The organism is Fischerella major NIES-592 (assembly GCF_001904645.1).
Lineage (GTDB): Bacteria > Cyanobacteriota > Cyanobacteriia > Cyanobacteriales > Nostocaceae > Fischerella > Fischerella thermalis.
Map to the genome: position 1 here is coordinate 126,057 of NZ_MRCA01000007.1, position 25,325 is coordinate 151,381.

Genomic DNA, 25,325 nt, shown 5'->3' on the forward strand with positions numbered 1-25,325 from the left:
CTAGTCTCTGGAATCTAGTGGCTCTTTTCAAGGCAATATATGTGTTTCTATCGACAAAAGCAATTAAACCAAGAAGTTTCGAGAAATCAATAGCTGCGAATTTCTTTGTTTTTGGTAAAAATTAACTGAATTTATACTTATAAAAAACTAATTCCAAACTGAAGAAATTTGTTAATATTCTAGTAGAAGTTGAAAAGATGAGGTTTATGTTATATAATGGCGTGGTTTTATCTCTATAAGTAAGATAGAAAATAGTTTTAACAACTTATATTTTTATTGTGCATGAATCTAGTGGATCAAACAGAAAAAACATTTGCACTGACAACACCGCTATATTACGTCAACGACTTGCCTCACATTGGTAGCGCATATACAACCATCGCAGCTGATGTCGTCGCACGTTTCCAGAGACTTTTAGGGCGTCCGGTACTACTGATAACTGGAACAGATGAGCATGGGTTGAAAATTCAGCGAACAGCCGAAAGTAAAGGTATATCCCCCCAAAAGTTCTGCGATGAAATGTCTGGTGGGTTTGTTTCTTTGTGGCAAGTGCTAAATATTAAGTATGATCGCTTTATCCGGACTAGCGATCCTCGCCACGAAGCAATAGTTAAAGAATTCTTCCAGCGAGTATGGAACAAGGGTGATATCTACCAGGGACAGCAAAAAGGTTGGTATTGTGTCTCTTGCGAAGAGTTCAAAGAAGAACGAGAATTGCTAGAGGGACACCGTTGTCCAATTCATACGAACAAAGAAACAGAGTGGCGAGACGAACAAAACTATTTTTTTCGCCTATCTAAATACCAAACCCAACTTGAAGAACTTTACCAATCTCGACCAGATTTTATTCAGCCAGAAAGCCGCCGCAATGAAGTTCTCAACTTCGTCAAGCAGGGGTTACAGGACTTTTCAATTTCACGGGTAAATGTAGACTTAGGTTTTAGAGTTCCAACTGATCCGAAGCATACTCTGTATGTTTGGTTTGATGCACTACTTGGTTATGTAACAGCATTGTTGGAACCAGATGCAGAACCAACACTAGAAAACGCTTTAGCAAAATGGTGGCCGATAAATTTGCATTTAATTGGTAAAGATATCCTACGCTTTCATGCAGTTTACTGGCCAGCCATGCTCATGTCAGCCAATTTACCTCTACCAAAACAGGTTTTCGGACACGGCTTTTTAACCAAAGATGGTCTGAAAATGGGCAAATCTCTTGGTAATACTCTTGATCCCGTAGCTTTAACTACAAGCTATAGTGCAGATGCCGTTCGTTATTACTTCCTTAAGGAAATCGAATTTGGTAGAGATGGCGATTTTAATGAAAGTAGATTCATCGATGTTCTAAATGCAGATTTGGCAAATGACTTAGGAAATTTGCTCAATCGCACTTTAGGGATGGTGAAAAAATATTGTGCTGGCAATGTGCCACCAATTACAAGTGAAGATATACCTAATGATAGTCCTTTGAAATCAATAGGTTTACGTCTAGGGGAACAGGTAAAAAATGCTTACGAAGCGTTAGCGTTCGATCAAGCTTGTGACGCAATCTTGAAACTGGTACGAGCCAGCAACAAATATATTGATGAACAAGCTCCTTGGTCTTTATACAAACAAGGACAGCAACAGGCTACAGAAAAAGTATTGTATTCTGTCTTGGAATCAGTGAGATTGGCTGCTTACCTCCTATCTCCAGTGATCCCAAACATCAGTCACAATATTTACCAGCAACTAGGCTTTGAAATCGATTTTAATAATCAAGCACAAACTGCCATCACTGCTCCTTTTGCCATTCACGGCACATGGGGGGTATTAAGCGACAAACAAACATTGGGCGAACCATCTCCAGTGTTTAAACGCATAGAACCACCTAAATAACATTAGTTAGTTCTTTCAATTTCTGATTTTGTTTACTTGCTCGGGGCTAATTCGATTGGCCCTGAGAGCTTATCATAAGTTCGTCAAACTCTTTGTAAATCTCAAAAATCAACTATCAATTATTTTTTGATAAAAAATGAGGTATGACAACAATGTTGAATAATCTGGAAAACGACTCGATCTTCACGCCAGAGCAAGTTTTGGAAAATCGAGGTCGTGTTGCCATATTTATTGATGGCTCAAATTTATTTTATGCAGCACTACAATTGGGTATTGAAATTGATTACACCAAGTTATTATGTAGACTCACAGGTGGTTCTAGACTACTGCGTGCTTTTTTTTATACTGGAGTAGATAGAACCAACGAGAAGCAACAAGGCTTTTTACTGTGGATGCGTCGTAACGGTTATCGGGTCATAGCCAAGGATTTAGTCCAGCTACCAGATGGTTCCAAAAAAGCTAATCTAGACGTAGAAATTGCGGTAGATATGATGGCTTTAGTAGATTCCTATGATACAGCAGTTTTAGTCAGTGGAGATGGGGATCTAGCATACGCAGTCAATTCCGTTAGTTACCGTGGTGTGCGGGTAGAAGTAGTCAGTTTGCGTTCAATGACAAGCGATAGTTTAATCAACGTCAGCGATCGCTACATTGATCTAGAAGCCATCAAAGAAGATATCCAAAAAACTCCACGTCAAAGTTATCCCTATCGACCCTTGACTGGTATGGATTTTTTAGACCAACCCAGAGAGACTGAAGGGCAATTGGAAATTCAAGAATGAAGCAGCAACATAAAGGACAAAGGGGACATAGGGGACACGGGGGACATGAGAGCAATCCTTCCTCCTTGTCTTTTCCCTCTCCCTTGTCTTCTCTTCTGCGCGTCCGTCCTAGCATCTTATTTTTAACTTTCTCGCTTGTCATTGGACTGGCTGCTTGTGGCGGTCAAAATCGCACATCGAATCAATCACCTGCTGAGAACAAATCTCCTCAAGATGCAGATAGCAAATTAACTTTCTTTGACGTCACTCTAGAACAAGCAGACGAAGTTGGACGACCAATTTGGAAAGTTATTGCTAAACAAGCCAAATATACTAAAGAAAAAGAAATTGGTCAGGTTGAAAATCCCTATGGTGAGCTATACCAAGATGGCAAAATTGTCTACCAAGTACAAGCAGAAAAAGCAGATATTGAACAGAATGGTAAGCAATTATTTTTAAAAGGAAAAATAGTAGCCACCGATCCTAGCAATGGAATCGTGTTACACGGTAATGAATTGGAATGGCGTCCTCAAGAAGACTTATTAATAGTCCGCAACCAAATTAATGGCACCCATAAACAACTACAAGCAGTAGCAAAAGAAGCACGAGTCAAAACCCGAACTCAACGCATAGATTTTTCTGGGGGAGTAGTTGCTAACTCTCAAGATCCACCATTGCAAATGCGGACAGAACACTTAATTTGGCAAATCAAAGATGAAAAACTCATCGCTGATCGCCCAGTACAAATCGACCGTTATAAAAATAAGCAAATTACTGATCGTGGTAAAGGAGATACAGCCGAAGTAAACCTCAAAACTAAAATTGCGACTGTCACAAAGAATGCTCAAATACAGTTGCTGGAACCACCAATGCAAATCGTCAGCAACTCCATGACCTGGAACTTGAATACAGAAATTGTCACGACAAATGCTCCTGTAAAGATATTTCATCGGGCTGAAAATGTCACAGTTACTGCTAATCAAGGTGAATTTAAAATTCCTCAAAAAACAGTTTATTTAACAGGTAACGTCAACGGTGTAGGACAAAAACGCCAGTCCCTCAAATCTAATACAGCAACTTGGTATCTTGACAATAAATTAATAGAAGCCCAAGGTAATGTGGTTTATAAACAAGTTGACCCACCGATGACATTTAGTGGTGAAAAAGCCGTCGGTAATATTCAAACAGAAAACATCGTTGTTAGTGGTGGTAATTCTCAAAATAGAGTGGTGACAGAAATTATTCCCCAGGAAAAAATCAAGAGTCAATAATCAAGAGTCAAGCAAAAAAGAAGTAGGCGATCGCCACGTTGCAATTGGAAGTTTCTGCTAGTCGGTCAGTATCGGCAGAAGTTGAAATTGTTGCAGGCGATCGCATTACGCATTTAGCAGAGTTTCGCATGATACCAGCGAACCAACCAGAAATGGTGAAGCGGACAACGGCTGAACTGGATCGAGCAATGAGCGATGCGCTAGGGCTAATTAATGTATTAGCAAGTTGCTAAACTTTAGGTTGATAAACCCAAGCAAACAAACAAAATAGAAAATTATGGTAATTCGGCAACCACGCTATAGCAAAGAAGAATTTGCTCAACGAGGGGATGAAATTTATGAGCGTGAGGTGCGTCGCCTCGTTGAGCCAGATCACATAGGTCAAATTGTTGCCATTGACATTGAAACCGGTGCATGGGAAATGGATGCTGATGAAATTACCGCTTGCGCTCGTCTGGAAACTCGTAACCCAAACGCACAAATTTGGATTGTACGTGTTGGCTCTCGCTACGTTCGTCGATTTGGAGCAGGTCATACTCAAAAAACAGCATGATTACTGGGTATGTTAACGCTGAGTCTGAACCTATCATCCGTATCAAGATTCTTGATTCCAACGGCCAGATATATGAGCAGGATATATGAGCAGAACGCAATTGTAGATACAGGTTTCAATGGCTGGCTCTCCCTACCATCGGACTTGATTACCACACTTGGATTAACTTGGAAACGTCGCGGACGAGCAATCCTCGCAGATGGCAGCGACTGCATTTTTGATGTTTATGAAGCTGTTATTGTTTGGGATGGTCAATTGCTGAGGATTCCAATCGATGAAGCCGATTCAGATCCTCTGGTTGGCATGTCGCTGATGGAAGGGTACGAATTAACTATACAAGCAGTGGCAGGTGGTACTGTAGTACTGAAGAAACTACCGACAATCTAATAATTAACTAACCTCTAAACAAAACCTCATTACGATTAGCTGCGCCTAGTTGCGGTACATAATTAATACCAGAGTGAGGAGTGAGGACACTAGGAACGCCTTGAGCGATTTGCAGCTGCTTGAGCAGACGTTGCAGAAATTTATCCTGTTCAGCACGGAATGTAGGTACATAGGGGCCACGGTTAATGATCGCGAACCAAACCAAACCGCGATCGCGCGTAGGCATGACTCCTGCTAAAGCACTCACTTCATTGAGAGTACCAGTTTTAATCACAGTAGCAGCAGGGATGTGTCGAGCGTGCAATGTCCCCCGATTATCAAAGCCAGAGGTGGGGAACAAGTCTGCTAAATTTAAGCCGTGTGCCAGTGCTTCCTGTTGCAGTGCCATTAACATCGCACAAGCAGCTCGAGGAGAAATTCGATTTTCAACTCCTAGTCCGGAGCCATTAATTAGCTGAATTTCGGATGCAGGAACCCTTGCTAATTGGGCAGCTGTTGACTGCACAACAAGATGACCTCCTACCAAATCTGCTAGCATCTGAGCCATATCATTATTGCTGAAAACGTTCATCTCCTTAATGATTTGGTGCAAAGGTAAGGAACGATGACGCACCAGCAAAGTTTGTTGTGGATTTAGTTGTGCTTCCACCTTCACAGTACCAGCGATCGCAACTTGAGGTTTAGGTGTGCCTTTAGGCAACCGTGCGTGTTGAAAAGCAATCCCACGTGTCCAGGTAGTGTGGTTAAATGCTTGCTTGAGTAGCTGACCTGCTAACAGTGGATCTCGTTGAAAATTCATAGCGAAATAACCAGTAATCACTAAATTACCTTGGACTCGCTTGATCCCCATCTTGTTGAGGGTATTACCAACAGCGATCGCTTCTTCCCAAACAAACAAAGGATCACCACTACCAATAATGACTAAATCACCTTTTAACACGCCGTTTTGTATTGGCCCAGTGGCGCTGACTAAAGTCTCAAATTGATGGTTTGGCCCCCAAGTTTTGAAAGCAACTAGAGAGGTCGCTATTTTAGTTAATGAGGCCGCAGGCAAAGGAATTGTACCTTGGTGATTTGCCATCAGCATTGGCCCCGACTGTATCCAAATCCCTTGACTTTGGACTGTGTTCGCTGCGACTAATCTTAATGTTGCTAGCCCTTGGAGATACTGTTGTACTGTAGTGACTCCAGCTGGATTTGGATCAGGAGCAACAATTAAGCTGGGGTTACTTTGCCAAGCTAAAACATCCATCGGTTCCAAAGGCTTGATTTGTACTCCAGCCATTTCCAGCCACATTGAAACTAAACCTGAACCAATTAATTCCAGCATTCTTCACTCCTCATATTTATGCAAATATGCTACTGCAAGCAAAAAGGCTATAAAGAATATATTTTAGGCTTTGTGGCTCTTTTTTACTGCGTAGTTGTTTGCCAAGCTGCACTCATTATTATTTTTGTAAGATTTTATCTCACCAACAATCAACCACTAACAACCAACAAACAACAACAAACCACTGTACGTTGTCTATTCAGTGGGTGTGGGGAGTAATTCATGCTATGTTGGGCTTGTTAGTTGCTTTGTTGAAAGCAGAAAAGACAAAAAAGAAGGATAAAGTAAATACAAACCATCGGGGTTATCCGTAGTTTGATTATATAATTTATACTTTTTCCCTTCAGTCTGGAATTGACGGATGCCAATTGGCAGCCAGCAATCTACTACTTTCAGCAGAGGCATCTGGTAAAATTTGTAAGGTTTCTAGAAGCTCTGAGCAATGGGATCGACTTGCGTACGAATCGCAATTGACGCAATGGGAGGGGATCACGCACCCGGTGAAATCGTCGCTGGCGCACTGCGAGCTAGGGATGAGTTGGGCGTGGAAGTCTTGTTGGTGGGTGATCCCCAACAAATTGAAGCAGTGCTGCCACCAAAAACTAATTTGGGGCAGGTGCAGATCGTTCCGGCTGAGGACGCGATCGCGATGGATGAGGAGCCTTTAAGCGCTATCAGACGCAAACCCAAGGCTTCGATCAACGTGGCGATGGATTTAGTCAAGCAGGGGCAGGCAGATGCTGTGATTTCTGCCGGTCACTCAGGCGCAGCAATGGCAGCAGCATTGCTCCGCTTGGGACGACTGCCGGGAATTGATCGTCCAGCAATTGGTGCGGTGTTTCCCACAATGATAGCTAGCAAACAAGTACTGATACTTGATGTCGGCGCCAATGTAGACTGCCGTCCAAAATTTTTAGAGCAGTTTGCTGTTATGGGGTCGGTTTATAGTCAGTATGTCTTGGGTGTTCCGGAACCGAAAGTCGGTTTATTGAACATTGGTGAGGAAGACTGCAAAGGCAATGATGCAGCTGTGCGCGCCCATCAACTACTGCGGGAAAATTCTCAGATAGCCTTTGTCGGCAATGCTGAAGGACGCGATGTCCTCTCCGGTCAATTTGATGTGATTGTCTGTGACGGGTTCGTAGGCAATGTCTTGCTGAAATTTGCCGAAGCAATTGGAGAGGTGATGCTGCAAATCGTCAGGGAAGAATTACCCCAGGGATTGCATGGTCAACTCGGTACAGCAATTTTAAAACCCAACTTAAGGCGGATTAAACAGCGGATGGATCACGCTGAACACGGAGGTGCTTTGCTCTTGGGTGTTGACGGCATTTGCATTATTGGCCACGGCAGTTCTCAAGCACCTTCAATTTATAATGCCATTCGATTAGCAAAAGAAGCAGTGGATAACCAGGTGCTGCAAAGAATTCAATCTAAATATCAAAGTAAATCCTCCGGGCAACTATTGCCCGAAAACAGTCAATAGTCATATTTGTTCTTTGTTAGTTGATGCTAGTTGGTTGGAATAAACAACAAACAACCAACCACACCCAACTAACAACAAAACAAATGACAAAATCGCCAATAGCTTGGGAGAACCCGGAGTGCAAACATTAGGAATCGCAATTACAGGAAGTGGCTCAGCAGTACCAGCTACTTTTCTGGATAACCAAGGGCTGATGGAACTGGTTGAAACATCAGACGAATGGATCACCACAAGAACAGGAATTCGTCAACGGCGTTTGGCAAATGTAGGTGAATCTCTAACAGATCTTGCCACTGCCGCTGGTGAGGCGGCGATCGCTATGGCTGGCATTACACCGCAACAGTTAGACCTGATTTTACTGGCAACCTCTACGCCCGATGACTTATTTGGCAGCGCCTGTCAAATTCAAGCCAAACTAGGAGCAACAAGAGCTGTAGCATTTGATATGACAGCAGCCTGTTCAGGTTTTGTATTTGGATTAGTAACAGCAGCCCAATTTATTAGAACTGGTGTATATCAAAATGTTTTACTGATTGGAGCAGACATTCTCTCTCGTTGGGTAGACTGGCAAGACCGACGCACCTGTGTACTATTTGGTGATGGTGCTGGGGCAGTAGTATTGCAGGCAAATGATAGCGATCGCTTACTGGGATTTGAACTCAGAAGTGACGGCACTCAAAACGATTGCCTTAACCTTCCCTACACACCTGACGCCACAGAATTACTCCCAGGTGTCGTTGTTGGTAGAGGCAACTTTCAGCCGATCACCATGAATGGTAAAGAAGTTTACCGCTTCGCCGTCCAACAAGTGCCAGAAGTTATTGATAAAGCTTTGTTTCGTGCCAACCTCAGTGTAGAGGAAATAGACTGGCTCCTATTGCATCAAGCTAATCAGCGCATTCTAGATGCTGTTGCTCAACGCTTGAACATCCCCGAACAAAAAGTGATTAGTAATCTGGCTTATTATGGCAATACTTCTGCCGCCTCTATCCCCCTGGCTTTGGATGAAGCAATACGACAGAACAAAATTAAGCCTAATGACATTATTGCCGCCTCAGGTTTTGGTGCTGGCTTAACATGGGGGGCTGCAATTTTTCAATGGGGAAGATAGATAGTAGTTGTTTTTTGTTTGTTGGTTGTTGTTTGTTGCATTTTCCAGACAACCAGCAACTACCAAATACCAACAAAATTTATTAACACTTGACTGTTGACACTTGACTAATGACCAAAACTGCATGGGTGTTTCCCGGACAAGGTTCCCAATCATTGGGAATGGGAATGGATTTGATCAATATACCTTTAGCAAAAGATAAATTTGCTCAAGCCGAAGAAATCTTAGGCTGGTCGGTGATTGAAATTTGTCAAAATGATGCCGACAAGCTATCGCATACTATCTACACTCAGCCTTGTTTATATGTAGTAGAAAGCATTCTGGCTGATCTCCTACAGGAAAAACAACAACCAGATTTAGTTGCTGGCCACAGTTTGGGAGAATACATTGCTCTGTATGTTGCTGGCGTGTTTGAATGGTCTGCGGGGTTACGCTTGGTAAAACGCCGTGCCGAACTGATGGACAGCGCTGTTGGTGGAATGATGGCCGCTTTGATGAATTTTGACCGCGAACAACTAGAAAAAGTGATTGCCGAAACCCCTGATGTAGTTGTGGCAAATGATAATAGCCCTGCTCAAGTTGTAATTTCTGGCACATCCACAGCCGTACAAGCAGTCATATCTCAAGTTAAGGCAAAACGTGCAGTTCCTTTAAAAGTCTCTGGTGCGTTTCATTCACCTTTAATGGCAGAAGCTTCAACACAGTTTCAAGAAATATTAGCCTCAGTAGAATTTCACAAAGCAAAAGTGCCTGTTTTATCTAATATTGAACCAACTCCAGCCACAGAAGCAGAAATTTTAAAGCAACGCCTCATCCAACAAATGACAGGGGGAGTACGCTGGCGAGAAATTGCACTGGCGCTACCAGAAAATGGGATTGAGCGAGTGGTGGAAATTGGCCCTGGTAACGTATTGACTGGTTTGATTAAACGTACTTGCTCGGATTTAATTTTAGAGAATATGCGTAATCTTGCGGAATTACCTACTTAACCCTTCCTTAACTTTTGCTGTCTGATGAAACCACAGGTTTAATTCGAGAACTGAAAAAAGATGGTATTGGCTACGCAACATATGAACATACAAACTCAGAAAGTACAGCGCGTATTGTGGCGGTTAACAATACAAACCCAGGTGCATCACAAAATCCTTACCAGCATCGGCTATTTTACGTCTATAAAAATCCTCCTAACGATGCAGTTAAAGCATTTTTGGGTTATGCAACTTCGCCACAGATAAAACAAGGCTTATAGTTAGTAATTTAGTGAGCAACTAATCTTTAGCGAGAAAAAAGTATTAGCGATCGCTTATGTTTAAATTTTGTCTGAATTATCTCACGGCGCTAAGGCAGCCAGTCTGGGTACAGGCAATCACACAACTGTAATCATCTCTTGTATAGCCTTATGTCCTGAGTTGAGCAATTTGGCGATCACACAATTAACGTAAATTTTTTACAATTCAAGAGTTTCATCTAGGTTAGGCACTTCCCAACCAAGAAACTATAAAATTGAGCTAGATTGATCACAAGAATGTACACAATTGTGCTATGAAAACTCTAGCTAAGTGGTCTGTGGACGACTATCATCGCATGATTGAGGCAGGCATTCTGCATGGTCGTCATGTAGAATTGCTAGAGGGTGAAATTGTCGAAATGAGTCCAGAAACTCCAATTCACTACATCACTGCAAAACGTGGTGCAAAATACCTAGAGGAGTTACTATCAGGTAGGGCTGATGTTCGCTTCAATGGCCCTGTGACGCTATCTGATTCTGAACCTGAACCTGACATAGCGATTGTGCGTCTTCCAGAGTCTGCCTATACTGATCGTCATCCTGCCCCTATAGATATTTTCTGGATTATAGAAGTTGCAAAAACCAGCTTGAAGAAGGATTTAGAGGTTAAAGCATCTGTCTACGCAAGGGCTGGAATTCAAGAGTACTGGATTTTAAGCTTATCCACTAAAAAAGTGATTGTGTTTCGAGAACCTCAAGACGGCAAGTATTTGAAAGAGCAGACAATCAGTGAAGGAAAAATCATACCATTAGCATTTTCAGATATTGAAGTATCGGTTGAGAAACTTTTCGCATCAGCATAAGGTAATTGCAGTTGTCACAGCCTGAGGCTTGAGTCGAGAAATTAGTAATTTATCCAGTAACTAAGTTTAACGATCAAAAGTAGTAAAAGTAGTGGCGATCGCTTATCCTTAATTTTGTCTGATTTCAATTATCTTCTGTGGGCAAAAACCGCGAACCGTTAGCCAGTCTCTTACTCTATCAAGCCTTTAAGTGGTCTGTTGTTAGCCCCATGCTACATGTTTACTTTCGGGGCAAGATTTATGGTGCAGAAAATGTCCCCTTAAGTGGACCTTTAGTTGTGGTAAGCAATCATGCTAGTAATTATGACCCACCCATTGTTTCCAACTGTGTCCGTCGTCCTGTAGCATACATGGCTAAGGAAGAACTTTTTAAAATTCCAGTATTAAAACAAGCCATTGAGTTATATGGTGCTTATCCAGTCAGTCGAGGAACAAGCGATCGCACTGCTATTCGTGCAGCCTTAAAATATCTGAATGAAGGCTGGGCTGTCGGTATTTTCTTACAAGGTACTCGCACTCCTGACGGACGCATCACAGATCCAAAACGAGGTGCGGCGTTGATCGCTGCCAAAGCCAAAGCACCATTGTTACCAGTTTGTTTGTGGGGTACACAAGCAATAGAAGAAAAAGGTGTAGTGATCCCTCGTGCAGTTCCCATAACAGTGAGAATTGGTGAGTTGATTGCTTCCCCCAGTTCTACAGATAAAGAAGAGTTAGAAACAATAACACAAAAGTGTGCTACAGCAATTAATGCATTACACACACAAGGACGCTAAAGTATTCACTGATAACTGATACCTGATAACTGATTTAAAAATCTTCCTCATCGACAAAAAATTCTGCGTCATCTTGTCCCGGGGAATAACTTTGTCCAGAACCAGTTAACCTCCACAATGGTTGTAGCAGTGCCATGGCAATCATGCCCACACTAGCACAGAAAGCCAGTAATAAGCCTACAGGAAGTTGAATGGATCGAAAGCCTAAAAATTGTAAGGATACTGGCGTAGCGTTTTGTACTGACAGAAGGGCAACAGCCATTGTCCAAAAAACAAGAACTATTATTGTCAGTAGAGCAGTAAAAGTTTTCATGATGATTTGCGGCGAATTGCTAAAGCAAAGACTTTCTCCACACGATTATAGAAAAGTGGTAATTATTAAGTCACAATTAATATTTAGACAAAAAATTTAACTATTCGTAAGGTATTGGTTCAAATTACTGTTGCAAAACTTTGTCAAAAAAGGCTAGTAGAAACATTTACTATAGATACCCATGTTGCAAAAGCTCCTGCCTTTCTAACTGGAGGTAAGCTTACAATGGTAGTTAGTAATTTCTAGAGTGGCAACAAAAATACGGTCAAGAATATATTTAATCCCATACTCAGGTGCTGGGTGATGGCTATCAGTAGTAAATTTCAATGCTCGAAACTGGATTTCAGTAAGGAGCTTTGTCACTTACTACTAGCATTGCATAAATGATGCTCAGCAATTTTTATCCTATAAGCAATCTGCCGTGACAAATGGCAGTAAGATTAGCCAATTGGCTAGCAAATGAGTAAAGCCTATGTAAGCGAATATTATTCCCCGTCTTTTCTCTCACAGTTACTAAGTAATGTCAACCCCCGAGCGACCTTTTGCCAGTTATCATCTTTGGTCTCTAATTGCCCCAGCATCTGGGCAACAACGTTGGCATTGTCAAATGAGGCGGGGGTATATTAAAGCACGGCAACATGAACCCCAAGTTAGAGCATTGCTGACAAAAGTTACATCATCCCAGCGCATAGGCTTGCTAGCACAAAAAGGTGTTTATGAATTTCATCACCACAGATATCTACTAAATCAATCAGACGGTGTAGAAAAAGTTGCTGAGCTACTGAGATTGAGCAATTCACCTAGTGAAGTGCAACAGCGTGTGTTGCAAATCTTGAAGAAATATCACGACAAACCATTGCTTTCAGGGAAACGTATTGTTTTGTTAACCCGTGGTGATGAGGGATTCCCCAAACCAATATTAATTGATCAAAAGCATTATTGTTTCCGCCTCTATGCGGCGATGGACTGTATTTTCATTGAATCTTCAGGCAATTTACATATTTTAGATTTTAAAACTGGTAAATCTGCTTTTGACCGTCGTCAGGCGTTAGTTTATCTTTTAGCGGCTCGTTATCTTTACCCCAGACACAAAGCTATAGCTTCCTTTTATAATTTAGAATTTTCCAAAAAATCGGAGTTAATTAGTGTTACCAAAAGTGAATTAGATTTGATTGAGCTTGAGTTAGCTAGTATTGCTCAGAAGCACCAACAAGATTTGCAAAAATATCAGCAGCAGACTCAGAAATTTAGTCAAATATTTCCGCCCAATCCTGGGTATCACTGTCGATTTTGCCCATTTAATTCTATCTGTGAATTTTCTGCTTTTAAGGCTTCGCAAAGAGTCTAGTTTGAATGAGGAAAAATTAGGCTGGCGATCGCTCACAATCTGTCACGAGACTGCAAATTCCGTATGTTTTCGCTGTTCAAGGGTTCTAAAGCCCAAAACAATCTGCTCTTTAGGAATTCCCGCAGCCACTAAATCTACAGCAACGCCCTCTTCTGTACCGTCGTGTTGAATCCAAAGCTTATGATCAATAATATCGATGTGTAACAAAGTTCATCCCAACCGAACTATGACAACCATAACCCTGCAATTATCACCTGAATTAGAGCAAAAACTACGAGAAAGTATCGCACGTCACGACGCCGAAAGCATTCGACAGCTATTAGCTGATGCGTTTGCGCCAACGGTAGAAGTATTACTAGGACAAATACCTACTCAATTTAACGATGAGGAATTGGGAGATGATGAATTAGAGGCAAGTATAGATAATTTATTAGAAGAGTTTGAATTATACACTGGGTCAAATTTACCAACACTTTCAGATTATGCAGTCAGTCGTGAAGGTATTTATGAGGATCATCCCTAGCTGTGATACACCTTGTAGACACTAACTTCTTACTGCGCTTTGTGGATCCCAACTCTAACCTAAATCCAATTGTTAGAAATGTTACAAAAAAACTCATAGACAAAGGAGAGCAACTGACAATTACATCGCAAAACTGTATAGAATTTTGGGCATTGCTGAATCAAGATATGAATTTACAATTCACGGATATGTAGAGACGTAGCAATGCTACGTCTCTACAAAAATGTATACAAACATAATTCATGACCAGATTCAGCAACGCCGAATTTTGGAACGTCGCTACAAGACCAGCAGCAAAAAACGGATTAGGGTTAACGCCAACATATGCAAATCGACTATTGCAAATAATTGAACGTCTGTTTCCATTATTGCCTGATACACCTGCTATTTATTCTGAGTGGCGTCGGCTTGTGGTTACATACAGTGTATCAGGTGTGCAAGTGCATGATGCTCGCCTTGTTGCTAGCATGAAAGCAAACGGTGTAACTCACATATTGACATTTAATACTAGAGATTTCGCTAGCTATGTAGTAGAAGGGATTGTAGTAGTTGACCCAGTAACAGTGTAGATTTTATTTACAAGAGTGCGTAGACGTGCTACCGGCTTATCGTCAGACATCGCTTTTTTGATCAGTGTGAATGGCGATCGCCCATAGATTCCCCATAGATCGCCGACTTTTTCAAAAAGTCGGCGATCTTGTTTTTCATCAAGTTTCAAGTTCAGAACTCGGAATTTCTTATTTCAAACCTGAAGTTTGAAGTTCAGAACTCGGAATTTCTCATTTCAAACCTGGAGTGTGAGGTTCTGAAGTTGGAATTTCTCATTTCAAGCTTGAACCTACACTATTTGTGAGAGTTAATTCCTCCACTTTGCTGTTTCCTCACCTATTTACTACGGAATTTCATTCAACTTCTGTGCCGCCGACCTTAAGACTCGACTCCACATCCTGTAACCTTCATACATGGCATTGAGGCGAATTGCTTCATTATAATCAGCAACTGCTCCTTGTACGTCTCCCTTTTGATACTTATCCAAAGACTGAATGAAAAAGTCGTCAGCTTTGGGTGCTGTAGCTACTTGAGTATTAGGAACAGAGACTCCCACATCTATCCCAGATTTTGCTGACACTCGCAAAAACGTATTAATGGGAATGCCCAAATTAAAGCCTGTTTTGTCTTCTTTAGTATCTAAATCTGCTCTACCGTGAACTCCGATGAGTTCACCCTTTTCATTCAATACCGCACCGCCGCTCATTCCCTCTGATGTATTATTGTCGTAGACTAAGGCATAGCCATCACGTAAAGGTTTCGAGGCATTAGCAGCAATCTTGCCATCACTGAAAATATAAATTGACTGATTAATCGCAAATGTTGGTGCAGGGAACCCAGCCACATAAGCAGTAGTGCCTTCTGTGCTAGCGTCAGAGTTACCTATTTTCGCTACAGTGTAATTTTGACTGCTGCTAAATTGCACCACAGCTAAGTCTACTCCTGGCAGTTGTTTGACACTGCTGGAGTTGAGTGCATAACTTTTTCCATCAGGGGTAATAATTTCATAATTGTCTTTGACTTCTACCACATGAGCAGCCGTGAGGACGGTGTAAGTATTACCCTCTTTCTTGATAATCACCCCGGAACCGTACTTTGGCTTTTTACTTTGAATCAGTACTGTGATTTGTTTGGCAATATTATTAACTTCTGTTGATGATAGCGCCACAGCCGCTTGTGTTTGTACAAGAGCGATTGTTACCCCTATTAGCGCTGGTGCAAGTTGATAATAGAATTTCATTATTTATTTTCCGAAATACAGATACGCTTCAACATCAATATTCACTGGATCGTTGCTTGTGTTGCCCCCACTTTGATTTGTGGCGTTTCCAGCAGCCAAGGCACGCCGATCCATTATTTGACGTAAAGTAACATCAGGATTGCTACCTGGTTTGAGAGTGAATAATAAAGTCGTATCTGTACAAGCAGCGTTTTTTTGAATAGCGGCACACACGACAGGCTGTTTGTTGAGAATACCTGCCTTGATATATCTCAGCGTACCGTTGTCATAACTTCTTTGAAATCTGTAAGTTACCTGCTGACAGCGTTGCAGAGGTGTCAACCCTTTACCACTAAAATACTGGGAAACCCAACGAATCATTAGTAGTCTCTTGCCATTTTGGGTACGAACAAATGTTGTCGGTACACCGTTGCTTTGATCACAGTAAAAAGTTGTGTCTCCAGCGTAGCTTGGTTGATTGAGGATAGCTATTGTGGCAAATGTAGTTAGTGCAGCTATGCCGAAAACTCTCACACCCCATGTCAAAGATTGATCAGATATCTCCAGTTTCATAAATGTAAATTTAATCAAAAAAGAGTAGAGCGCACTTTTGCGGGAATAGAATCAGCTACAAACTAAAATTGCAGTATTTCCGATGATGCTTTACATATATCAGTAAAATTAGCGTATATATATGAATATAGATGAAATAGCTTACAAAAAAAGGCAGAGGGAAGAGGGCATCCCCATGAAACAAGTTTCACGAACCTTGCCATGAAAAAACCTCACCCCCTGCCCCTAATCTCCACTCCCTTGGGGGAGTGGGGGCCCCGAGTTCCCCTCTCCTTACTAAGGAGAGGGGTGTCCGACAGGCCGGGGTGAGGTTACTTTCAACTCAGAAGGCAAAAGGTGGGATGTTGGGTTAATGAAGTTTATCGAACTCACCTGAGGGGGTGACAACCGCAGTCAACTTTTGGCAGGGCAAGCCTTTCAGGTGACGGACACCCTCAAAGATAAAAAGCAACAGCAAGATTTTTCTTATTCATCAGCACTCAAAACTCCTATTTTCACAAAGCGCGATCGCGCTCAATTAATTCTCATCTTTTCAGCAGTGATTAAAGTGAAAGGCAAGCCAAGCCTAAGTTATACCAATTCGCCAAAAGAATGCGACAGATAGGCCACCTTTTAGAGACGCGATGAATCGCGTCTTTATCCAAGGGATGTGTTGCAATCATTAATTGAATTGGTATTACATCCCCCTTGTCACCCCCTCAGCGAACTCACCTTAATTATCAGCCGACCCGACAGTATAAGTGAAAACAAGATCACCGACTTTTTAGAAAAGTCGGGGATCTGGGCGATCTGATTGTTCACGAATCAAATAGGATTGCTATATGAAACCCGGAGTTAGCTAAAACGCTGGTAACTCTCCCAAAATGGTGAAGCGAATATGATTAATGGCCAACTCACCAATGGAAATTTCTTCTTTTGTCAGCCTTACACCTTTACTAGTTATAGTTTCAAAAGGAATACCTTTACCGATTTCAATGTGATACCAGCACAAACCCATAAAAAACCGTGTGGGATAGGGCCCATTGTTACCAATATCATCAGGGTTAGATTCCATTGGCAACCAGCCAAAACCAGGGATGTAGAATTCTAACCATACATGATTGTAATCTGGTTGCAGAGGCACATGTTGATGTTCTGCATAAGTAGGACATTTGTAGCGTCCGACGGTACGACAAGCTATGCCATTTAAACGACACAAAGCCAGTAAGACACCTACGTACTCACCGCAAGAACCTACACCTCTTTCTAAAACTCGATCTGGAGTGTCTATGTGAGGTTTAATACCATAAGACAACTGGTCATAAACATAATTACGGATGCTGTACATTTTCCTTAGCAAATTGGTTTCTGTACCAATTGCTTCTTGGGCAGCACGGCGGACAATGGTAGTATCCATTGCCAATTCATCATTATCTACGAGATAGCGAGTTTGGTATTCTGGCGATAGTTCAGGAATATCTTCTACATCGGTTGGAGTGAGACGATATTTAATACCTCGGACTTCTAAGACCGCCTTCCAGCCAAACATGTGCCGTTCACCGGGGGTCAGAGCATCGAATTTAAACACAGCCACCCGTTGCCCATCTATAATTTCTTCTGTAAAAGGCAGTCCCACAGGTTCAACATGTTTGACCTTTTGACGATCTGTGTCGCTTGGTAGGGCAATACGCCATTCTAGGTCTTGTAAGTAAACCTCTTCAATCGGCGCTATTTCCTCCACATAGAACATTTCAATTAGATAGCCATTAGAAAGAGCGTAGCGCTTTTCTGGGAAATAACGATAGTAGAGTGGGTGAATAAACGTGCGATCGCGATATGCTAGTTCGTGATTTGGGTCAGCATTCGGGTTATCGCGCACATAAGGTTCTTCAGAAGCGTAGGCGACATAGAGAGTTTGTTGACCTGTATTTTTCTCTGTTTGTACTGCTATACCTGTAGGAGATTCAAATGGTGTTAGTACACTAAATTGAACTTCCCCTGTAGCTCTATCCATGCAGTAAACGCTTTGTTCTGTTGCATCGCAAGCCCAAAGAATTTCATCAGTCACAGTCAAATTTTCTACGCCCACACCAGGAGCATAAAATCTGGTAATTTCTTTGCGGGTATCGCGGTTAAAAATTACAATATCTCCCAATTTTTGGCAACTGACATAAACAGTTGATTCCCAGACAGCAATGCCATTAGCAGGGTAAGGCAAAGTGACAAAATGTTCTAGCCCCCAAGAATTCCATTTACATAAATAAACACTGTTACCCCTTGTCACCCAGAGAGTATCTTCCCAAATTGCCAAACCAGTGACATCTGTAAATTCCTTGCTTTGGTGAGGATTGAGGATTTTTGTGTTGTCAGTGGCAGGATCTATTTGCAGCAGATACCCTTTAGGAGAATCAATAGCAATCAGAGTATCCTGGAAGAAAGCAATGCCACTCAAAATGGCAGCACCAATTGGTCGAATTGTTTTTTGCCCGAACATCTGGCTAGCGGTCAAACTGGGAAGAGCAAAATTCATATTAAACTAATGTACCTAAAGATTTAGCACGACTAGGATGTATTTTGATATGTTTTGTGCAATTCCACTCCCAACTTCTATTACTCACAACTATCAAAAATATGTGCTATAAAAAGCAGTTACTTTAGCAATAACACTTAGATAATGCCGTAAAAAAAGTAGGGAAATGTGAAAAATCACACCTGATGTTAACGCTTGTTAGCAATATCCCTAATGTAACTTTAGTTGATGGTTTTTCTGGCTATCACTAAATTATGATCGAATTTTGTAACCATTTCCTGTAACCTACACGATGTCTGCTCATTCTCTGCCTGATTCAACTACCGTTTGGCATAGTTTAGAAGTTGATAAAGCAATAGAACTGCTCTCCACGAATGCAGACACTGGCTTATCACCTCAAGAAGCGCAACAGCGATTGGAACAATACGGCCCGAACGAACTTGAGGAAACTGGTGGTCGCAGTGCCTGGGAAATTTTGGTCGATCAGTTCAAAAACATCATGTTGTTGATGCTGATCGCTGTAGCAATTGTTTCCGGGATTTTAGACTTGCTGGCTCTGCAAAACAACGAGTTAAAAGCGGGGGAAGTACCATTTAAAGACACGATCGCGATCTTAGCAATTGTAGTCCTCAATGGTATCCTTGGCTATGTTCAAGAAAGCCGTGCCGAAAAAGCCCTCGCCGCGCTGAAAAAACTCTCTTCTCCCAACGTCCGTGTCATTCGTGATGGTAAACCATTAGAGGTGGCAGCTAAGGATTTAGTACCGGGGGATGTGATGCTCATAGAAGCAGGGATGCAAGTAGCAGCAGATGGACGCTTGTTGGAAGGATCAAACTTGCAAATCCGAGAATCGGCACTCACAGGTGAAGCCCAAGCGGTTAACAAACAGGCAGAAACCACATTACCTGAAGAGACAGGAATAGGCGATCGCATCAATTCGGTTTTTCAAGGTACAGAAGTTGTCCAAGGACGGGGCAAAGTTCTAGTCACCAACACTGGGATGAAAACCGAACTCGGCAAAATTGCTGCCATGTTGCAGTCGGTGGAAAGTGAACCTACACCGTTACAACAACGGATGACTCAGCTAGGTAATGTCCTGGTGACAGGTTCTTTGGTTTTGGTAGCCATTGTTGTAATTATAGGGTTGCTGCGTGGTGGTAACTTAACAGAACTATTGGAAGTTTCTTTAAGTATGGCAGTGGCGGTCGTGCCAGAAGGTCTACCTGCTGTGATCACCGTTACCCTAGCTTTGGGAACTCAACGCATGGTACGACGCAATGCTTTAATTCGCAAACTGCCAGCAGTAGAAACTCTCGGTTCTGTAACTACAATCTGTTCTGATAAAACCGGGACTTTGACTCAGAACAAGATGGTAGTGCAATCTGTCTACACAAACGCTTCTACCTCTAATCCGAGTGAAAAAACTTCCAATCATCAAGAATTCCGCGTTACAGGAGAAGGTTACGCTCCTACAGGCGAGTTTCAACTGCAAAATAATAAAGTTGAGGTACAAGATTACCGAGAACTACAAGCTTTATTAGTAGCCTGTGCTGTTTGTAATGATTCTGTCTTACAACAGCAACAAGGACAATGGACTATTTTAGGAGACCCGACAGAAGGGGCTTTGGTGACACTAGCAGCCAAAGGAGGAATTGAAAAAGATCAATGGGATAGTAAATTGCCTCGGGTGGGTGAGTTTCCGTTTTCTTCAGAAAGAAAGCGGATGAGTGTAATTTGTAGGGTTGAACAAGTAGAAACAGGTATTTCGCCTTTAAGTGATGTTGATCCGATCATCAGCGATTTGGTGAACTCCCATGGCTATTTAATGTTTACCAAAGGCTCACCAGAATTAATTTTGGCTCGTTGCACTCAACTTTATGTAGGTAATAGGACTATTCCCTTAACTCAAAACCAGCGAGATGAGATATTAGCCGAAAACGATCGCATGGCTTCTAATGGTTTGCGAGTGTTGGGTTTTGCTTATAAACCCCTGGCAGAAATTCCAAGTGAAGGCTCAGATGAAGCATCCGAACAAGAATTAGTCTGGTTGGGATTAGTGGGGATGCTGGATGCACCCCGCCCAGAAGTGAGGGCGGCGGTACAAGAGTGCCGTGAAGCAGGCATTCGACCGATTATGATTACTGGTGATCACCAGTTAACAGCCCGGGCGATCGCTACTGATTTAGGAATTGCCCAACCAGGCGATCGGGCCCTGACTGGTCAAGAACTGCAACGGATGAGCGACCAAGACCTAGAGCAAAATGTTGACTTGGTAAGTATTTATGCTCGAGTCGCCCCAGAACACAAACTGCGAATTGTCCAAGCTTTACAGCGTCGGGGCAGATTCGTCGCGATGACTGGTGATGGTGTCAACGATGCTCCAGCCCTGAAACAAGCTGACATTGGTATTGCGATGGGTATCACCGGCACTGATGTGAGTAAAGAGGCAGCAGATATGGTGCTACTAGATGATAACTTCGCTACTATTGTTGCTGCTACTGAGGAAGGTCGGGTTGTTTACACCAATATCCGCCGTTTTATTAAGTATATTCTCGGTAGTAACATAGGTGAAGTTCTGACAATCGCAGCTGCACCCATCTTGGGATTAGGAGGAGTTCCCCTCACACCCCTCCAAATTCTCTGGATGAACTTAGTGACAGACGGTTTACCAGCCTTAGCGTTAGCTGTAGAACCGCCCGAACCAGATGTCATGAAGCGTCCCCCGTTCAGTCCGCGTGAAAGCATTTTTGCTAGAGGCTTGGGTTCTTATATGATTCGGATCGGGATCATTTTCGCGTTCATTACCATTATTTTGATGATGTGGGCGTACAATCATTCTACCAGCATCCAAGGCAATGGGCTGAGTCCAGATCGATGGAAGACAATGGTATTTACTTCGCTGTGTCTTGCCCAAATGGGTCATGCGATCGCAATTCGCTCTAACAGCCGACTGACAATCGAAATGAATCCTTTGTCAAATCCCTATGTGTTGGGAGCAGTTGTGTTAACCACGATTTTACAACTGATGTTGGTTTACGTTCCTCCCCTCCGTAATTTCTTCGGGACTGACTATATTTCTTTGCCAGAGTTGGGGATTTGTCTTGGTTTCAGCGCCTTAATGTTTGTGTGGATTGAACTTGAAAAGATTGTCTTCCGGTTGATGGGCAAGAAGACTGTGTGAGGGGTGTGTAGACGAGGCAGTGCGGTGGACGGATCTCCCGGCATAAAGGAGCCACTGCGGTGGACGGGTCTCCCGGCATAAAGCACGTGGCGTCATCTGCCGTGCGCTCATAGGCTTCCCGCAGGGTGGGGTGTGAGAGGTGTGAGAAGTTATAGTACTATTTTCTTCCCATACTCCTCATACTCCATATACTCCCCCTACTCCTCATGCTCCCCATACTCCCCCTACTCCTCATACTCTCCACACTCCCCTATGTATTTAAAAACCCTCCACCTCCGACACTTTCGCAACTATCAAGAGCAGCAGGTTGAGTTTACTGCTCCCAAAACGATTTTGGTGGGCAATAATGCTCAGGGAAAATCTAATTTGCTGGAGGCGGTGGAGTTATTAGCAACATTGCGATCGCATCGTACTTTTCGCGATCGCGATTTAGTACAAGAAGCAGAAGAACTTGCTCAAATTAGTGCTTCTCTCAAACGAGAGACTGGCATAAGCACTCTCAATTTAATTTTGCGTCGTAATGGTCGCCGTACTGTTAACCTCAATGGTGAAAATCTCCGGCGACAAATGGACTTTCTCGGTGTCCTGAATGCCGTACAATTTTCTAGCTTGGACTTAGACCTGGTACGTGGCGGCCCAGAAGGTCGGCGTCACTGGCTAGATACTTTATTGATTCAACTAGAACCAATATACGCCCATATCCTACAACAATATCACCAAATATTACGTCAGCGTAACGCCTTTTTGAAACGCAATGCAGAGACGTTGTACACAACGTCTCTACAATCTGAATTAGCTATATGGGATGCACAGCTAGCGACAGCAGGTACACGGGTGATTAGGCGTCGGGAAAGAGCTATACAGCGACTTGCTCCCATAGCCAAAAAGTGGCACGCTAGCATTAGTGGCAGAAAAGAAATTTTGCAAATCAAATACTTGCCTAACGTTCCTTTAGAGCAAAATCACTCAGAAAAGGTGCAGCAAGCCTTTCTAGAAAAGCTTCAGCAAAGAACTATTGCGGAATTACACCAAGGCACTACTCTCGTTGGACCACATCGAGACGAAATAGAATTAACAATTAATCAAACACCAGCTCGTCAATACGGTTCTCAAGGTCAGCAACGAACCCTCGTACTAGCTTTAAAATTAGCTGAATTGCAATTAATTGAAGAGGTTGTAGGAGAACCACCACTGCTACTTCTTGATGATGTTTTAGCGGAACTAGATCCTTCTCGTCAAAATCAATTACTTGATACAATTCAAGACCGTTTTCAGACAATAATTACTACTACTCATTTGGGTGCTTTTGATTCCCAATGGTTGAATTCTTCTCAAATTCTGTACGTTAAAAGCGGCAAAATATCCATAGAAAAAGTAGAAGTTGGCAGACAAAAACTAGAAGGAATTTTTCAGGAATAAAATCATAATCTCACTTCATGCCTCAACCCATATCTTTTACCTCGCCCTGAGTATGCCTTGAACTGAAGTTCAACCCTCATAGCCTAAATCTGTTCAAATAGTTTTGTTTGAAGAACCAATTGGTACACTTTTAATAAAAATTAATGATAAAATTTGGAACACTTTGAGGAAGAGTGAGAAGATGTGATGCGATCGCTTATTCTTCAACTAATTACAACTTTTCTGGATCAATCCCCTTTTCTCGTAATCTCGCCAACAATTCTTGATAACGCTGTTGTTCTTGTTCAAGTTGCTGTAGTGCTGCTTCTTTCTGTTGGCGTTCCTGTTCGGCACGTTGGCGTTCCTTTTCCCGGACTTGGTCTAATTCTACGGGTGTGAGAAATCTTTGTCCATCGGGACGATAAATTTCTAAAGTTTCAGGTGTCAGTACAAACCGCACTGCCAATCGGGGACTCACCCAACCATTCATCTCTTCAATAATTTCTAAGTCATCTCCAGAACGTAACAAACCAGTTAATTCCAAAGTGTCTGGATTGTAAATATAATATTCTTCAACACCATAACGTTGATAAAACAGAAGCTTATTTGTCATCTCTTTGGTTGTATTGCTGGGTGAGAGAATTTCAAACACTACTTGGGGAGCAATATTATTTTCTTTCCACTGTAAATAAGAACCTCTATCTGCTTTTGGTCTACCAAAAACGACCATAACATCAGGTGCTTGGCAAAGTTTATTATTTCCCTCTACTGGATACCACAGCAAGTCTCCAGCAATAAATACATCACTTTGTGATGCAAATAAAATTTCTAAATTTTCTTTAATCGTGACAATCCAACGAAATTGTTTTGTATTATCAGCCATTGGCTTCCCGTCGCTTTCCGGGTAGACTAGCTCTGGTGTTGTATCGGGCGTGAGTTGTTGTACCATGATCTACCAAGCCTCCAATTAGGAGCGATCACTACTCCTATCTCCAGTTTAAGAACGGCGCACGTTCAAGCAACACCATTCTTTGCGTTTCCACAAAGTAGCCACCACCCAACCATTTTTTTCTAAAGTATCGGCAACGGCTTTCGATTGCTCGACTAAGATACCACTGAAGATACCCCAACTGCTAGGTTTAGCGATCGCACTCATTTGGGGAACCAGTTCGATAATTACATCAGCTAAGATGTTGCATACTATACCATCTACTGGTGCAGTGAGTAGTTTTGCTGCAACGTCTACACTACCTTGTGCCACAACCAAGCGTTCTTTATCAATGCCATTGAGTAAGAGATTTTCTTGGGTTGATTGCACTGCTAAAGGGTCAGTATCTACCGCATAGACTTGCTTTGCTCCTAGTAATAGCGCCCCGATTGAAAGGATACCAGAACCACAACCAATATCTGCAATTACCGCACCTCCCTGTTCTCCTGTTGGAGGGGATAATAGGGAATCACTTAGCCGCATTTCCAAGGATTCCAAACACAATTGAGTTGTGGCATGGTTCCCCGTACCAAAAGCCATACCAGGATCGAGGCGGATAATTATGCGATCGCTATTTTCTGGCGTGGGATACCAAGCGGGATTAATCAAAAAGCGATCGCCTATTTCCTGTGGTAGCCAGTATTGTTTCCAACTACTTGCCCAATCTTGTTCGTCAATTAACTGCCAATGTATTGTCGGGGGAGCCATTTCCATACACAAAGCGTCTTGGCGTAACCACAACGATAGCGCAGCTAAATCCAATAGCTGCGCTTGAAATACCGGCAAATAACCCCTCACCAGAATTTGATTTCCTTTTTTTTCACTTGCTGTACCACGACAGCCAAAACTTCCCAGCCGCCAAAAGACACTATCTTCTAATTCTGGTTCACAAAGAATTTGTAATTCCCACCAAGTCTTAACCATACGATTTTAGATTTTAGATTTTAGATTTTAGATTGCAAGAGACTAGTTATTAGTTAGTAAGTAGTGAATAGCAATTAGCAGGTGATAGAAAATTCCGCAACTAATTCAAGGTGGGTAAAAATCCTCAACTAATTTCCTGAATTTTCGTATTTTCAC

The 25,325-nt window shown here is 42.3% G+C and carries 25 protein-coding genes and 1 pseudogene; 18 read left to right on the top strand and 8 right to left on the bottom strand.

Going from position 1 to position 25,325, the window contains the following annotated elements; all coding sequences use genetic code 11:
* The first annotated feature begins 282 nt into the window (after positions 1–282).
* The 6 genes from metG (at position 283) to NIES592_RS14615 (ending at position 4,850) form a co-directional block, all read left to right on the top strand.
* Positions 283–1,878 (top strand): methionine--tRNA ligase, encoded by a 1,596-nt coding sequence (gene metG / locus NIES592_RS14590; protein ID WP_062247602.1) that lies wholly within the window; start codon positions 283–285, stop codon positions 1,876–1,878.
* 152 nt (positions 1,879–2,030) lie between these two features.
* Positions 2,031–2,660 (top strand): LabA-like NYN domain-containing protein, encoded by a 630-nt coding sequence (locus tag NIES592_RS14595; RefSeq protein WP_009457185.1) that lies wholly within the window; start codon positions 2,031–2,033, stop codon positions 2,658–2,660.
* Complete coding sequence (gene lptC, locus NIES592_RS14600) at positions 2,657–3,910, top strand: LPS export ABC transporter periplasmic protein LptC (RefSeq protein WP_084552321.1); 1,254 nt, start codon at positions 2,657–2,659, stop codon at positions 3,908–3,910. Before NIES592_RS14595 ends, lptC begins: the two co-directional genes overlap by 4 nt.
* Before the next feature lie 38 nt (positions 3,911–3,948).
* The gene (locus NIES592_RS14605; RefSeq protein WP_062247604.1) at positions 3,949–4,143 is read left to right on the top strand and encodes a hypothetical protein; all 195 of its coding nucleotides are present in this window, start codon (positions 3,949–3,951) and stop codon (positions 4,141–4,143) included.
* Positions 4,144–4,187: 44 nt separating this feature from the next.
* A complete protein-coding gene (locus NIES592_RS14610; protein ID WP_062247606.1) occupies positions 4,188–4,463 on the top strand; it encodes a hypothetical protein in 276 nt (91 codons plus the stop codon).
* A gap of 72 nt (positions 4,464–4,535) precedes the next feature.
* Positions 4,536–4,850 carry a clan AA aspartic protease gene (locus NIES592_RS14615; protein WP_256678145.1) on the top strand — a complete coding sequence of 105 codons (315 nt, stop codon included), beginning with the start codon at positions 4,536–4,538 and terminating at the stop codon, positions 4,848–4,850.
* A gap of 7 nt (positions 4,851–4,857) precedes the next feature.
* On the opposite strand, the gene NIES592_RS14620 is transcribed toward NIES592_RS14615, so the two are convergent.
* Complete coding sequence (locus NIES592_RS14620; RefSeq protein ID WP_073556130.1) at positions 4,858–6,180, bottom strand: D-alanyl-D-alanine carboxypeptidase; 1,323 nt, start codon at positions 6,178–6,180, stop codon at positions 4,858–4,860.
* A gap of 442 nt (positions 6,181–6,622) precedes the next feature.
* On the opposite strand from NIES592_RS14620, the gene plsX reads away from it, so the two are divergent.
* The 6 genes from plsX (at position 6,623) to NIES592_RS14655 (ending at position 11,644) form a co-directional block, all read left to right on the top strand.
* Positions 6,623–7,666 carry a phosphate acyltransferase PlsX gene (gene plsX, locus NIES592_RS14630; protein ID WP_062247610.1) on the top strand — a complete coding sequence of 348 codons (1,044 nt, stop codon included), beginning with the start codon at positions 6,623–6,625 and terminating at the stop codon, positions 7,664–7,666.
* 118 nt (positions 7,667–7,784) lie between these two features.
* Positions 7,785–8,777 carry a beta-ketoacyl-ACP synthase III gene (locus tag NIES592_RS14635; RefSeq protein ID WP_073556131.1) on the top strand — a complete coding sequence of 331 codons (993 nt, stop codon included), beginning with the start codon at positions 7,785–7,787 and terminating at the stop codon, positions 8,775–8,777.
* 110 nt (positions 8,778–8,887) lie between these two features.
* Entirely contained in the window at positions 8,888–9,766 is an 879-nt protein-coding gene (gene fabD, locus NIES592_RS14640) for an ACP S-malonyltransferase (RefSeq protein WP_062247611.1), read from the top strand.
* Between the two features lie 14 nt (positions 9,767–9,780).
* Entirely contained in the window at positions 9,781–10,026 is a 246-nt protein-coding gene (locus NIES592_RS14645; protein WP_062247612.1) for a hypothetical protein, read from the top strand.
* A gap of 293 nt (positions 10,027–10,319) precedes the next feature.
* On the top strand, positions 10,320–10,868 hold the full coding sequence (locus NIES592_RS14650; RefSeq protein WP_062247613.1) for a Uma2 family endonuclease: 549 nt from the start codon (positions 10,320–10,322) through the stop codon (positions 10,866–10,868).
* Positions 10,869–11,005: 137 nt separating this feature from the next.
* Positions 11,006–11,644, top strand: a complete 639-nt coding sequence (locus tag NIES592_RS14655) for a lysophospholipid acyltransferase family protein (RefSeq protein WP_062247615.1) — start codon at positions 11,006–11,008, stop codon at positions 11,642–11,644.
* A 34-nt stretch (positions 11,645–11,678) separates the two neighbouring features.
* Here NIES592_RS14655 and NIES592_RS14660 read toward each other — a convergent pair whose 3' ends face one another.
* Positions 11,679–11,957, bottom strand: coding sequence for a LapA family protein (locus tag NIES592_RS14660; protein ID WP_062247617.1), 279 nt, complete (start codon positions 11,955–11,957; stop codon positions 11,679–11,681).
* Positions 11,958–12,477: 520 nt separating this feature from the next.
* Between NIES592_RS14660 and NIES592_RS14665 the strand changes: the two genes are divergently transcribed.
* Complete coding sequence (locus NIES592_RS14665) at positions 12,478–13,305, top strand: PD-(D/E)XK nuclease family protein (RefSeq protein ID WP_073556132.1); 828 nt, start codon at positions 12,478–12,480, stop codon at positions 13,303–13,305.
* Positions 13,306–13,347: 42 nt separating this feature from the next.
* On the opposite strand, the pseudogene NIES592_RS14670 reads toward NIES592_RS14665, so the two are convergent.
* A pseudogene (locus NIES592_RS14670) lies at positions 13,348–13,515 on the bottom strand (element excision factor XisI family protein); the annotation flags it as partial.
* Positions 13,516–13,531: 16 nt separating this feature from the next.
* On the opposite strand from NIES592_RS14670, the gene NIES592_RS14675 reads away from it, so the two are divergent.
* Together NIES592_RS14675 and NIES592_RS14685 are read left to right on the top strand one after the other, a co-directional pair.
* Positions 13,532–13,828 carry a hypothetical protein gene (locus NIES592_RS14675; RefSeq protein ID WP_062247619.1) on the top strand — a complete coding sequence of 99 codons (297 nt, stop codon included), beginning with the start codon at positions 13,532–13,534 and terminating at the stop codon, positions 13,826–13,828.
* A 242-nt stretch (positions 13,829–14,070) separates the two neighbouring features.
* Entirely contained in the window at positions 14,071–14,397 is a 327-nt protein-coding gene (locus tag NIES592_RS14685) for a type II toxin-antitoxin system VapC family toxin (RefSeq protein WP_062247623.1), read from the top strand.
* 323 nt (positions 14,398–14,720) lie between these two features.
* On the opposite strand, the gene NIES592_RS14690 is transcribed toward NIES592_RS14685, so the two are convergent.
* Together NIES592_RS14690 and NIES592_RS14695 are read right to left on the bottom strand one after the other, a co-directional pair.
* Complete coding sequence (locus NIES592_RS14690) at positions 14,721–15,617, bottom strand: S1 family peptidase (RefSeq protein WP_073556134.1); 897 nt, start codon at positions 15,615–15,617, stop codon at positions 14,721–14,723.
* A gap of 3 nt (positions 15,618–15,620) precedes the next feature.
* A complete protein-coding gene (locus NIES592_RS14695) occupies positions 15,621–16,169 on the bottom strand; it encodes a COP23 domain-containing protein (RefSeq protein ID WP_073556135.1) in 549 nt (182 codons plus the stop codon).
* 400 nt (positions 16,170–16,569) lie between these two features.
* Between NIES592_RS14695 and NIES592_RS14700 the strand changes: the two genes are divergently transcribed.
* Positions 16,570–16,773 carry a hypothetical protein gene (locus NIES592_RS14700; RefSeq protein ID WP_062247627.1) on the top strand — a complete coding sequence of 68 codons (204 nt, stop codon included), beginning with the start codon at positions 16,570–16,572 and terminating at the stop codon, positions 16,771–16,773.
* Between the two features lie 234 nt (positions 16,774–17,007).
* Here NIES592_RS14700 and NIES592_RS14705 read toward each other — a convergent pair whose 3' ends face one another.
* Positions 17,008–18,678: a transglutaminase-like domain-containing protein gene (locus NIES592_RS14705; RefSeq protein ID WP_073556136.1), complete on the bottom strand. Its 1,671-nt coding sequence runs from the start codon at positions 18,676–18,678 to the stop codon at positions 17,008–17,010.
* A 292-nt stretch (positions 18,679–18,970) separates the two neighbouring features.
* On the opposite strand from NIES592_RS14705, the gene NIES592_RS14710 reads away from it, so the two are divergent.
* Positions 18,971–21,859 carry a cation-translocating P-type ATPase gene (locus NIES592_RS14710; RefSeq protein WP_073556137.1) on the top strand — a complete coding sequence of 963 codons (2,889 nt, stop codon included), beginning with the start codon at positions 18,971–18,973 and terminating at the stop codon, positions 21,857–21,859.
* A 252-nt stretch (positions 21,860–22,111) separates the two neighbouring features.
* Positions 22,112–23,278 (top strand): DNA replication/repair protein RecF, encoded by a 1,167-nt coding sequence (recF, locus tag NIES592_RS14715; protein WP_062247632.1) that lies wholly within the window; start codon positions 22,112–22,114, stop codon positions 23,276–23,278.
* A gap of 211 nt (positions 23,279–23,489) precedes the next feature.
* Here the strand turns inward: recF and NIES592_RS14720 are convergent, their stop codons facing one another.
* Together NIES592_RS14720 and prmA are read right to left on the bottom strand one after the other, a co-directional pair.
* Entirely contained in the window at positions 23,490–24,206 is a 717-nt protein-coding gene (locus tag NIES592_RS14720; protein ID WP_062247634.1) for a Uma2 family endonuclease, read from the bottom strand.
* Between the two features lie 48 nt (positions 24,207–24,254).
* On the bottom strand, positions 24,255–25,169 hold the full coding sequence (prmA, locus tag NIES592_RS14725; RefSeq protein WP_062247636.1) for a 50S ribosomal protein L11 methyltransferase: 915 nt from the start codon (positions 25,167–25,169) through the stop codon (positions 24,255–24,257).
* Positions 25,170–25,325: the final 156 nt, after the last annotated feature.